Annotated in this window: 5 protein-coding genes; 1 reads left to right on the plus strand and 4 read right to left on the minus strand. The window is 65.4% G+C overall.

What is annotated here, in order from left to right; genetic code table 11:
* Positions 1-187: 187 nt before the first annotated feature.
* Positions 188-4849, minus strand: coding sequence for an autotransporter-associated beta strand repeat-containing protein (locus ABFD92_07505; GenBank protein MEN6504367.1), 4662 nt, complete (start codon positions 4847-4849; stop codon positions 188-190).
* On the opposite strand from ABFD92_07505, the gene ABFD92_07510 reads away from it, so the two are divergent.
* Positions 4836-5003, plus strand: coding sequence for a hypothetical protein (locus ABFD92_07510; GenBank protein ID MEN6504368.1), 168 nt, complete (start codon positions 4836-4838; stop codon positions 5001-5003). The genes ABFD92_07505 and ABFD92_07510 overlap by 14 nt on opposite strands.
* Here ABFD92_07510 and ABFD92_07515 read toward each other — a convergent pair.
* The 3 genes from ABFD92_07515 to ABFD92_07525 all read right to left on the minus strand — a co-directional run bounded on the left by ABFD92_07515 (position 5000) and on the right by ABFD92_07525 (position 12250).
* The gene (locus ABFD92_07515) at positions 5000-6859 is read right to left on the minus strand and encodes an autotransporter-associated beta strand repeat-containing protein (protein ID MEN6504369.1); all 1860 of its coding nucleotides are present in this window, start codon (positions 6857-6859) and stop codon (positions 5000-5002) included. The two genes, ABFD92_07510 and ABFD92_07515, sit on opposite strands and share 4 nt — an antisense overlap.
* Before the next feature lie 356 nt (positions 6860-7215).
* Positions 7216-10404 (minus strand): CusA/CzcA family heavy metal efflux RND transporter, encoded by a 3189-nt coding sequence (locus ABFD92_07520; GenBank protein MEN6504370.1) that lies wholly within the window; start codon positions 10402-10404, stop codon positions 7216-7218.
* A gap of 136 nt (positions 10405-10540) precedes the next feature.
* Entirely contained in the window at positions 10541-12250 is a 1710-nt protein-coding gene (locus ABFD92_07525) for an efflux RND transporter periplasmic adaptor subunit (protein ID MEN6504371.1), read from the minus strand.
* Positions 12251-13043: the final 793 nt, after the last annotated feature.

A 13043-nucleotide genomic window follows, 5' to 3' on the forward strand; every position in this document is an offset into this window, starting at 1 on the left:
GGCGTAGAGGAGACACTAACAGATTCCGCCGCCGCATGCCGGACAATCAGCATCCCCCTGATAGGGGCTTCAGCAATATGCTGATATGGGCATAGAGCTAAATCCTAGAGTGTATGGAGCTGCGCATATCCTAAGCGATCGCGGCCGGCCGGATCTGACCCGACACTTTCTTGCTGTTTGTTTGCGGCTAAGCCTCGCGCCTTCGCCGGCGCGCAATGATCGTTGCGGCCCCGATCAGCAGCAGCGAGATCGTGGCCGGCTCGGGCACGCCGGTGTACTGCAAATAGAGCTGCGAATTATCGCCGCCGGTGATCGAGTCGCCGCGGACCACCGAGAAGGTGCCGTCAATGGCGTTGGAGAACGCACTGGTGTCGACCAGGAACTGGCTCGAACCGGTGAATGTGCTGATCGTCACGGTAGAATCGGCCAGCAGCCATGCGTACGAAGCGGCGGCGTCAAAGTTGGCGGCCGCGCCGGCGGTATTGTCCAGTTTCAGACTCGTCAGCAGGATGTTGAACTGGCCGGCCTCGCTCAAGGCGCCCAGGTCCAGTACTCCGGTGATGCCGACCATATCCCAGCCTCCGCCGACGTTGCCGGCAGTACCGGCGGCGTCATTGATCTCGAACAGGAAACTACCGCCGGCGTCCCAGGTCAGGCCGGCCAGGTAGTCCTGCTCGCCGGGGCTGTTTCCGGGGCTGAGAACGGCCCCGGCGCCGATGGTCATCGCCGTAGCAATCGCGCCGGAGCCGCCGATGCTTCCCTGCGTGATGGTGATCGGGGCGGCGACGGCGACAGAACTGTTGGTGATGAAGTGCGCTGACGGACCATCGATCACGATCCCACTGGAGGCGTTGATCGCGCCGAGGCTGCCCAGCATGAGCGTGCCGCCGCTGATGAGCGTCGCGCCGCTATACGTGTTGGCGCCGCTGAGCACCCACGTGCCGCTGCCGTCCTTGGTCAGGCTCGTCTTGTTCGTGGCCGAGTTGTTCACGATGGCGCCGGCGATCTCGCCGACCCCGTCCGTCGAGCCCTGCAGGGTGAGCGTCTTGATCCCGGCGCCGGTGGCGGTGAAGTTGCTGGTGAACTTGAGCAGGCCGCTGCCGGACTGATCGAGCGTGGCCCCGCCGGTGGTGCCGGACAGGTTGACGACGCGGTTGGTCGTGTCGCCGCCGCCGGTGTAGATCAACGTGCCGCCATTCACGGCGATGGTGCCGTTGGCGGTGGTGGTCGGGGCGCCCAGCGCGCTGGCCGAGCCGTCGGCATTCTTGATGGAGTTGATGCTGATGGCCCCGGTGGTGATGCTCGTGGCGCCGGTGTAGGTGTTGACGCCGGAAAGCGTCAGCGTGCCCGCCTGGGTCTTGGTCAGGCCGACGCTGCCGGCCAGGGCCACGCTGGCGCTGGCTTCGGCGGCGTTGTTCATCGTATATCCGGTGGCGGTAAGGGTGCCCGAGCCGGTGATGCTTCCTGACGTCAGGATGACTGCGCCAACCGTGTCGCTGAATGTGCCCATATCGAGCACCGCATCGACGCCGTTGATCGTCACCCCGCTGGCGTTGATGACGTTGTCGACTCCGTAGGCCAGCGTTCCGCCGTTGATGGTGGTCGTGCCGGAGTACGTGTTGGCGCTCAAGAGCGTCCATGTGCCCGAGCCGATCTTGGTCAAACCGCCGGTCGTGGTGCCGATGACGCCGGCGATGCTGCTGCCGGTGCTGGACCCGCCCAGCGTCAAGGTAAACGCCGGGCCGGTGATCGTGCCGGGGTTGGAGATAATGATGTCGCCGCTGTCGGAGACGATGCTGGCGGCCGCCCCGAGCGTCAGCAACCCGCTGTAAGTCGCTGCCGTGGATGAGCTGTTTATCAGGGAACCGCCGCTGGAAATACCCGTTCCCCGAATCGTGAGGGCTTCGGCGGTGCCCAGCGAGAATCCGTTGAGATCCAGCGCCGCACCGGCGGTGATGGTGGTCCCTGCGGCGGTCGTTCCCAGCGGGCCGTTGGTGCCGTCACCGGCGGCGCCGAGTTTGAGCACGCCGGCGCTGATGGTGGTCAGACCGGTGTAGCTGTTGGCGCCGCTGAGGGTGAGGGTCCCCGCGGCCGATTTGGTCAGTGCCACGCCGCCGGCCAGAACCACGCTGGCGCTGGCGTCGGCGGCGTTGTTCATCGTAAAGCCGCCGGTGCTGGTGAGGGTGCCGGTGCCGGTGATATCGCCTGCCGTCAGGGTGACAGTGCCGACGCTGTCGCTGAATGCGCCCATGTCCAGCACGGCCCCGGCGCCGTTGATCGTCACCGCGCCGGTGTTGATGATGTTGTTGGCCCCATAGGCCAATGTTCCGCCGCTGACGGTGGTCAGACCGGTATAGGTGTTGGCGCCCGAGAGCGTCCAGGTGCCCGAGCCAACCTTGGTCAGCGTACCGGTCGTCGTGCCAATGATGCTGGCGATGCTGCTGGCGGTGTTTGAGCCGCCCAGGGTCAGGGCGAACCCGCCACCGGTGATCGTGCCGGTGTTGGAGATGATGATGTCGCCATTATCGCTGACGATGCTGGCGGCGGCGCCGAGCGTCAGCAACCCGCTGTAGGTCGCTGCCGCCGATGAGCTGTTTGTCAGCGAGCCGCCGCTGAGAATGCCGGTTCCGCGGATCGTCAGCCCCTCGGCCGTGCTCAGCGTGAATCCATTGAGGTCCAATGCAGCGCCGGCGGTAATGCTGGTCCCCGCGGCAGTGGTGCCCAGGGGGGTATTGACGCCGTCGCCGGCGGAACCCAACTTCAAGATGCCGGCGCCAATGGTGGTCACGCCCGTGTAGCTGTTAACGCCGCTGACCAGCAATGTACCTGTGCCATTCTTGGTCAGCCCGCCACCAACCCCGGAAAGCACGCCGCTGAGCTTGCCGTCGATAGCGGCCGCTCCGTCATCCACCTGGACGATGCGGGCGGCGTTGCCCAAGTCCAGAGGGTTCTGGAAATCCACCATGTGCGTCGCCGAGGACGAACCCAGGATCAACGTCTTGGCGTTGAGCCCCGTGTTGGCCGTGGCCCATGTGATGAGCGCGGAAGCGCCGCCGAGATTCACCACGCGGTCGGCCCCATACGCAGCCCACCCGCCGTTGCTGGTGAAGGTCGCGGCCGACACCGTCGCTGCCGTATTGAGGCTGCGGGTGAAGTCCCCCTCGCCCAGGCCGATGACGCCGCCGTTGAACGTCAGATTGCTCGTGCCGCCGGTGGCGCCGATTCCGCCGGGAAGGGCATTGGCATTGGTGAGTTCCAGCACGCCTGCGGTGACGGTTGTCACGCCGGTATAGGTATTGGCGTTTGACAGAATCAGTGTGCCCGTGCCGGTCTTGGCCAATCCGCCGGCAGCGCCGCTGCTGCTCAACACGCCGCTCATCGTGGCCGCATACGCGCCGCCGGCGTTGACCGTCACAGTCCGCGCTGCCGTGCCGAGATTGATGGCGTTCAGGAATTCCAACGTGTCATTGGCCGTTGTCTGGTTCAACACCAGGGCGGTCGCCGGATTGAACGGCGCCGTGCCCCACGTCAGGTCCGTCGGATTGTCCAGCGAGCCAAAGGCGATCTGCACGGGCGCCCCATAGGCGCTGAAACCGCTCGTGCCGCCGGTAATCTGCATCTGCCCTGCGTCTGCGCCCCCGTCGCGGGCGAGGTCGGCGCCGGTCTCGAACACGCCGCCGTTGATCGTCAGCAAGCTGGCGGTGGGCAGGCCCACGCCGTCGTTGGCGCGGAGCACGCCGCCCGTCACGTTCGTCACGCCGGTATAGGTGTTGCTGCCCGACAGCGAGAGCGTTCCCGCGCCGCTCTTGGAAAGGCCGATGGATCCGTTGGCCAGCAGGTTGGCCGAGACGATGGCTGTACCGGCGGCATTGGTGGCCGTATACGAAGTGCCCGTCAGGCTGCCGTTGTAGATTGTGTCGCCGCTGGCGGGGGCGCCCGTAATGGTCAAGGCGCCAACCGTGCGGCTGAACGTTCCCAGATCCAGCGCACCGCCGCTCATGGTCAGACCGTTGGTGCTCGAGCCATTGCCCAGCGTCCCCGACCCGGCCAGCACCAACGTGCCGGCGCTGATGGTGGTCAGGCCGCTATAGGTGTTGGCCCCGGACAGCGTCAGCGTGCCCGCGGCGGATTTATTCAAAGCGACGTTGCCGGCCAGAATCACGCTCGCACTGGTCGCTGCGGCATTATTCATCGTGAAGACGCCCGTGCTGGTCAGCGTGCCTGTTCCAGTAACGGCTCCTGCCGTCAGCGTCACGGTGCCGACACTGTCGCTGTAGTCGTCCATGGCCAGGACGGCCGTGGCGCCGTTGATCGTCACGGCGCCGGCGCCGAGGGCATTGTCGACCCCGTAGGCCAGTGTGCCGGCGCTGATGGTGGTCAGGCCGCCGTAGGTATTGGCGTTGTTGAACGTCAACACGCCCGCACCCGACTTGGTCAGTGTGCCCGTTCCAGCCAATACGACGCCGACGCTGGCGGCGGCGGCATTATTCATCGTGAAATTGCCGGTGCTCGTGAGGGTGCCCGTGCCGGTGATGTCGCCGGCCGTCAGCGTGACTGCCCCGACCGTGTCGCTGTAGCCGCCCATAGCCAGGACCGCCCCGGCGCCGTTGATGGTCACCGCGCCGGTGTAGATGGCATTGTCGGACCCGTAAGCCAGCGTGCCCGCGCTGACGGTGGTCAGGCCGGTATACGTGTTGGCGCCCGACAGGGTCCATGTGCCCGCGCCGTCTTTGGTCAATGTGCCGGTGCCCGTGGCGATGATCCCGCCGATGGTCCCGTCGCCCGCGCCGCCCAGCGTCAGGGCCAGGTTCGTGGCGGTGATGGCCGTCGCGGCCGTGTTGAACGTCAACGACCCGGCGTCGGAGTTGATCCGCGCAGCCGAGCCCAGCGTGACCGTCCCCTGCCAGACATTGTCGCCGCTGATGTTGCGCAGCGCCCCGGTGGTGCTGACGCCCGTGCCGTTAAGCGTCAGGGCTTCGGCGCCGACCGTGATGCCGCCCTAGATCTGCAACGCCGCGTTGGCGCTGACCGTCGTTCCAGCGGCCGTCGTGCCCAGAGCCGTATCGCTCTGGATGTTCAGCACGCCGGCGGTCACCGTCGTGGCGCCTGCATACGTGTTGTCGCCGGAGAGCGTCAAGGTCCCCGCCCCGGTCTTGGCCAGGCCGCCGGCGCCGTTGGCCAGCAGGTTCGCCGAGAGAGTCACGTTGCCGGTGGTGTTACTGACGGCGTAGGAGCTGCCGGCCAGGCTGCCGTTATAGATCGTGTCGCCGCCGGCGGCAGCCGGGGCGGTAATGCTCACCGCGCCGACAGTCTCGCTCAGCGTTCCCAGATCGAGCGAGCCGCCGCTGAGGGTGAGGTTGGCCGTCCCGCCGCCCAGGGTTCCCGAACCGCTCATCACCACTGAACCGGCGCTGATAATCGTCGGGCCGGTGTAGGTGTTGGCGCCGGCGAGGGTCAGCGTTCCCGCGCCGGTCTTGGTCAGTCCCGCAGCGCCGTTGGCCAACAGCCTCGCCGACACGATTGCGTTGCCGTCGGCGTTGCTGGCCGAGTAGGAGGTGCCTGTCAGGCTGCCGTTGAAGATCGTATCGCCGCCGTCGGCCGCCGCCGCGACGATGCTCACCGCACCGGCCGAGCGGCTCAGCGTTGCCAGATCCAGCGAGCCGCCCGTCAGAGTCACGTCGCCCAGCGGGCCCGAATCGCCCGTCACCAGCGATCCGCTGATGATGCTCAGGCCGCCGTAGGTGTTGACCCCGCTGAGGGTCCACGTGCCGCTGCCATCCTTGGTCAGCCAGCCCGTGCCGATGTCCACCGCCCCGGTGACCAGCCCGTCGCCCGAGCCGCCCAGGGTCAGGTTCAAGTTGGCTGCGGTGATCGCATTGGCGTTGCTGAGGGTCAGAGTATCGGCGTCGGAATTGATCCGTGTCGCGCCGGTCAGCGTGATAGCCCCCTGCCATTCGTTGTTGCCGCTGATGTTGTGCAGCGCGCCGCCGGAGCCGATGCCCGTGCCCGCCAGCGAAAGCGCCTCGTTGCCCACAGTGATGCCGCCCTGAATCTCCAGCGCCGCACCGGAACTGACTGTTACTCCCCCAGCCGGGCCGCCCAGCGCCGCGGCGCTTTGGATGTTGATCACGCCGCCAGAGATGTTCGTCGCGCCGGTGTAGGTGTTGACGCCGGTAAGAAACAGCGTGCCGCTGCCAAGCTTGGTCACGCCGATGGCCCCGCCGCCGGTGCCCGTGCTGTCGGCGATATCGTCCGCCACCGTGAAGCTGCCCCCAGCGTTAGTCGTGTCAAACCCGATGCTCGAACCGGCCTGCAAACCGTTGTTGTTCACGGCGCCGCCCAGACCGCCCAGATTGGTCAGCAGCGTAGTCACGTCGGCGGCCGTGAACTCGCCCGCACCGCCAACCCTCAACGCCAGCGTCCCGCCGCTGCCGACCAGGATGTGGTCTGCCGTCCAATCCGCCGTGTTGCCGCCATAGAGAGATGCTGTTGTGGCAAAGTTCAGCGTACCGGCGCTGATAGTCGTCGCGCCGGCATAGCTGTTGACGCCGGTGAAGGTCTCGGTGCCGCCGCCGATCTTGGTCAGCCCGCCGGCGCCGGAAATCGTCCCGGCGTAGCTGCCGCTCTTGTCTGCCCCGCCCAAAGTTAACGTGCCGGTTCCCAGCGTGACGTTGCCGCCCGTAGTGCCGCCGCCGGCAAGGGAACCGATCTGCGTGTCGTACCCGTTGAGGTCCAGCACTACCCCTGCCGTATTGGCCAGCGTCACCGCCGAGTTGAGCCCGAAGGCGCCGCTGACATCGGCCACCGACGCCGCGCCGGCCGAGAAATTACCACAATTGTGCATTTTGTCAAGAAACAAATGAATAAACGCTGGAACGGTATGCCGAAATCCTGGCATGGAGACCACAGAGTCAGATCCACGGTATAGAGGCTTAAAACGGGACATTTATCCGGCTTATCCGGGGACGCACCGCAGGTACCGCAGTTGCAGTGGGCGTGACTGCCGGTTATGCTGGCTCAGGCTCTATACTGATCTTTGTGGTACTTGGCAATATTAATTCATTGTACTTCCTTAAATTCGCTGTGAAAAGTACAACAAAGTGCAAGGAAGTGCAATTGTGGGGTAGATCGCACCACTATCCTGATCGGGATAGGGCGGGGCCCTCCGCGCCAGGGTTTACTCCGCCCTTCACAGGACCATGACTTACCAGCCGGTCAGTCAACCGCGGCTGGCGACAGGACCGGCGGCGTGGTTCTGCCGTTCACCAGGACGTACAGGACCGGAAGGATGAGCAGCGTCATCGCCAGAGACGTGATCAGTCCGCCGAAGATCACCGCTACCAGCGGGCGCTGGATCTCGCTGCCCGAGCCGGTGGCCAGGAGCATGGGGACCAGGCCAAGCATCGTCGTCAGGGTGGTCATCATGACCGGCCTCACGCGGCGGCGGCAGGCGGCCACGACGGCTTGCCTGACATCCATTCCCTCCGCGCGGAGCTGGTCGATGAAACTCACCAGGATCAACGCCCCTGTGACATCAGCGCCGAAAAGGGCAATGAATCCCACCGCCGCCGAGACGCTCAGGTTGATGTCCAACAGGTAGATGGTGACGACGCCGCCCACCATGGCGGAGGCCAGATTGCTCATGACCAGCAGGGCGCTGCTGACGGACTGAAGCGACATGAACAGCAGCACGAAGACCAGCGCGATGACGATCGGCACGACAATCGTCAGCCGCGCCATGGCTCGCTGCTGGTTCTCGAACTGCCCGCCCCAGGCGATGCGATATCCCGCCGGCAAAGCGCTTTCGACGGGCGCGAGTTTTTCGCGCGCCTGGGCGACGAACGAGCCGATGTCGCGCCCGCGAACGTTCACCTCGACGACGAGGCGCCGCACCGAATCTTCGCGGCTGATCTGAGCGGGAACTTCCACTTCCCTGACATCGGCCAATTCAGACAGGGGCACCTTGTGCCCCGCCTGGGAGTGGACCATCAGCGAGCGGATGCGGTCGCCCGTGTCGCGGCTGTCCGGGGGGAATCGCACCAGCACGTCGAAGCGCTTCTGCCCTTCGAAGACCGTCGTGGCCACCTTGCCGCCGATAGCCGTCTCGACCAGCGAATTGATGTCCTCGACGTTGACGCCATGGCGGGCCATCGCCAGGCGCTTGTGCTGCACCTCCAGTTGCGTGAACCCCGACACCTGCTCGATCTTCACGTCGTGGGCGCCTTCGATGGCCGACAGCAGCGGGGCTATCTTCTCGCCCGTTTTGCGCAGCACGTCCATGTCGTCGCCGATGATCTTGATCGCCACGTCGGACTTGATGCCGCTGAGCAGCTCATTCACGCGCAGTGCGATCGGCTGCGAGAACGCCGGACGGATGCCCGGTATCGCCGCCAACTCCGCGCTGACGGCCTGGACCAGCTTCTCCTTCGTCATGCCCTTGGACCAGTCCTGGCGGCGCTTGAGCATGATCAGCAGGTCGCTCTGCTCGGGGCCCATCGGGTCTTCGGAAATCTCCGCACGGCCGGTCTTGGAGACCACCGACGTGATCTCCGGAATCTTCGCCAGCAGCCGCTTCTCGATCTCGGTACACTGGGCGGCCGAGCCTTCGGCGCTGGCGGTGGGCAGGCGGACGACGTTGATGGCCAGCGCCCCCTCCTCCAGGGCGGGCAGAAACTCCGTCCCCAGGCTGGGAATCAGCGCAAGGGAGGACGCCACGATCACCGCCGCCGCGGCCACCGAGATCCATTTGCCCTTCATCGACAGCCTCAGCAGCGGCAGGTAGAGGCGTTCGATCGTCCGCACCAGCAGGTTGCCTCGCGGGGTCTCGGGCTTGCGTTTGACGAACATCGCCCCCAGGACGGGGATGATCGTCACCGTGACGACCAGCGACCCGACCAGCGCGAAGATCATCGTCAGCGCCAGGGGCTTGAACATCTTGCCCTCGGTCGACTCGAGCGAGAACAGGGGAACGCATACGATGATGACCAATAGGAACGAGAACGCCACCGGGCGGATCACCTCGCCAGCCGCCTCGCAGGCGATCTGCGCCCGCGAGAGCCCGGTCAGGGCCTTCTCCCGCATGTGCCGCAGGATGTTTTCGGTAATGACGATTGCGCCGTCGACGACCATCCCGATGGCGACGCACAGGCCGCCCAGGCTCATCAGGTTGGCGGTGACCCCCTGCCATCCCATGAGCAGGAACGCCGCCGCGGCCGTCATCGGCAGCAACGCCGCCACGATCAGCGCCGCCCTCACGTCCCACAGAATCAGAAACAGGATCAGCACGATCAGGATCATGCCTTCGCCGATGGCTTTGGACACCGTCTCGATGCACGCGTCGATCAGATCGGTCCGGTCGTAGAACGGAACGATCTTCACCCCCGGCGGCAGCGACTTCTGGATCTCCGGCACGGCCGCCTTGACGCGCTGGACCACCTCTTTCGAATTGGCCCCTTTGAGCATGATCGCCATGCCAAGAACCGCCTCGCCCCGCCCGTCCTTGGTCACCACGCCGTTGCGCTGCTGGTGTCCGATCTTCACCTGGGCGACATCCCGCAGAAACACCGGCGAGCCGTCGTCGGTCTTCAGGACGATGCCCTCGATGTCGGCGGTGTCGCGGATGAGGCCCTGCGAGACCACGTTCATCTGCTCCCAATCCTGAACCAGAAAACCACCGCTGGCGTTGGCGTTGTTCTTCTCCAGCGACTCGAGCACCTCCACCGGCGTGATCTTGTACTTCAGCAGCAAATCTTCTTTGGGCACCACGTGGAACTGCTTGACGAAGCCGCCGAAGCTGTTGACCTCGTTGACCCCCTCCAGCCGGCGAAGTTGCGGGGTGATCAGCCAGTCCTGGAGCGTCCGCAGGGCTGTCAGGTCCTGGTCGCTGGGGAGCATCGCGGCGCTGCACTGCGGGCACTTCTGCGCCGTGCGCGAGAACTCGCCCCTGTGTCGCGGACAGTAGTAGCCCGACTCCAGCGAGTACTGGTAGATTTCGCCCAGGCCCGTCGAGATCGGCCCCATCTCCGGCTCGACCCCCTTGGGCAGTTTCTCCCTGGCCGCGGCCAGACGCTCGAAGACCACCTGGCGGGTAAAGTACGTGTCGGCGTCGTCGTCGAAAACGATGATGACCTGCGACAGCCCGGCCTTGGACGCGCTGCGAACCTGCTTGACCATCGGCAGGCCGCCCATCTCCAGCTCGATCGGTGCGGTAATAAGCCGCTCGACCTCGCCCGGCGCCAGCCCCGGCGACTCAGCCAGGATCATCACCTGCACATTCGTCACGTCAGGAAACGCGTCGATAGGCAGCTTCTTCCATGCGTATCCGCCCGCGCCCAGCAAGACCGCCGCCGCGAGGATCATCAGCATCTTCTGCTTGAGGGCGAACCGAAGTATCGTGTCGAACATTTATCTCTCCTGTCCTGGGTGCCATGGCGGCCGTTTCTCAGCCGCCATGCTCGCGCAGGACGGTCAGGGACATGGCGGCGGGAAACGGCCGCCATGGCACCCGGCATGGGCCCTGTGCCCCTGCTTATTGCTTGCGTTAATCCGCGCACCCCGCGCCCATCTTGGCTCGCAGCACGTCGCTCTTGAACAGGAAGCCTCCGCCGGCCACCACCTTCTCGCCCGGGGAAAGTCCGCTGAGGACCTCCATCATGTCGCCGCGCCCCTGGCCCACGCTCACGTCGCGGCGCAGCCAGAGGTCGCCTTTCCAGTACACGAACGTAAACATCCGCCCTTCGTCGCTCAGCACGGCGCGACGAGGCACCAAGGCTACCTTGACGCTGTCGGTCAGGGGAATCTCAACCGACGCGAACATCCCGGGCCTGAGCTTGCCCTGGTCGTTCTTCACTTGCACCCGCGCCTTGACCGTGCGGGTGCTTTCGTTCATGGCGCTGTCGAGCAGGTCCGCCACGCCGGGGAAGACTTCCTCAAAGCCCGCGACCTTGACGCCGGCCTGAGGCTTTTCGCCCTTGGCCAGGCGCGCGTGCAGCGGGCCCAGGTCGCGCTCGTACAGATCGCACCAGACCCAGACGTTGGACGTGTCGGCGATCATGAACAGGCTCTGCGACGACTCGACGAACCGCCCCTCGGTGGCGTTGAGGACGGCGATGGTCCCCGCCCGCGGAGCCCTGACCTCCAACTGCGCAAAACGCCCGTTCTCCTTCATCAACGGCACCGCCTTGACGGCCTCGTCATCCATGCCCATCAGGTACAGGCGCTGCTGGGCGGCCGTCAGTTTCGTCTCGGCCAGCCGAAAGGCGTTCTCCGCCTTGAGCCGGTCGAGCTTGGCGTTGAGCTGGATCTCCTCCAGCAGGGCGGCGTAGTCCGCCTGGGTGGTCTCGATCTCGCGCTGGGCGGTCTCGAGGTCGGACCGGGTGGTCGCCTGCTTGGCCATGAGCGATTTCTCGCGGTCGAGGTTGACCTTGGCCTGTCGCAGCCGCACGACCGCCCCGACCAGCTTGGATTTCCACTCCCCCAGCGTCTCGGCGGGAATATCCGAGCCGGGCTTGTCTGTCGCCGAAGCCAGCAACCGCTCCAGCGCCGAAGTGATCGCCTCCTGGCGGGCCTTTTCCTGCAGCGCCACCTCGGCGGCCGTATGGGCCTCCTGATAGGCGGCCTTGGCCTGGCCGAAGTCGCCCGAGTGGATCACCGCCAGGACGTCGCCGCGGGCAACGCGCTGCCCCAGTCGGACCTTCACGCTGACGATCTTTCCGGCGGCGGCAGGCAGCACGTCCACCTGGGTCGTCTGGTCGTACTGCACTTCGCCGGTCAGTTGCAGCGTTCGCCCCTGCTGCCCCTGCTCGACGGTAGCCATGGTGATCAACGCGTCGGTCACGGAGGCATCGACCTTCACCACGCCCAGCTCGTAGCGGCATTCGTCGCAGTCGATGTGCCGAATCTTGTGCTCGCAGACCTTCTTCTCGATCTCATCGAGGTTCACGGCGCCTTTGGGCGGGCAGCAGTCGTCTTCGCCCGCCGCTGCGGCGGGTTTGGTGGCAGGCGCCTCGTGCCCGTCATGCCCGTCGTGAGCCTCATGCCCGTGCGCATCTTTGACCGCGGGCGCCGCGTGACCGTGCCCATCGTCTTCGCCATGCGCGCCGGGAGCGTGATTGTGCCCCTGATGAGAGTCCCCGGCGGAAGGCGGCGCCTTCCTGTCGCACCCCGAACCGGCGCCCAGCAGCACCGCCACCGCAATCGCCGTCGCGACCGAACCTGTGTAGAAACCGATACTCTTGCCATAGATCGTCATGTATTTCTCCTGCGAATGAAGACGAAGGAAGCGCACCGCACCCGTTCCTGTCAAAGCAAAGGGAACGCGCGGCCGCGGCAGAATCGGGAGTGAGACAGGACCGGTCAGATAAGCAAGACAGTGCTGCGCAGACTTTCACTGTGAACTGAGGAGAGTTGTCGCTGGTCGCGGGGCTGGTGCGTCGGGAGAAGCGGGCCGGCCGTTACAGTAGCCAATGGCGGACGCGCCTGGGGTCTGGATTCATGCTTCTTGCCCTGGCGGGTTGAGACAGGAGCGTTGGTGGAACCCTCCGTGCGGGGGAAACAGGAGCACCCGCAGTGGTCGCTTGAGGCCCCGCCCGCGCAGGCGGCGGCCAGCGGGCACGGGCAGGCATCCTCCTGCTCCTCTTGGCACGGCTTTGCCGGCGACACCAACAGTGTCGCTGCAACCAGGACAACGCCAAGCAGAACTCGAATTGTCAATTGAGGCTTCATCATCCAGTGTGCGTATTATAGCCTGCCCGGCGATAATGGCAAAACGTGTTTGCCCGCCTGGCCGCGCAACAACCCTTGCCACAGAGCACACAGAGTTCACGGAGAAAAGACCGAAGGAAATGCCCCGCGACGGCATGTCCCCCGCGTCAAACCAGTGCCCGCCGTGGCTTGATTCACTCTGTGGTCTCTGTACAGCAAAGGTGTAACATCTTGTTTTTCTGGCAAGAAACTGGGGCTCCGCCCCAGACCCCGGAGTTTATCGCTTTTGAGCTTCGGGCAGATGGGCTCCGGCGCGTGGATGCAGCACGGCAAGGCCGCCG

The sequence above is a fragment of the Planctomycetaceae bacterium genome, assembly GCA_039680605.1.
GTDB lineage: Bacteria > Planctomycetota > Phycisphaerae > SM23-33 > SM23-33 > JAJFUU01.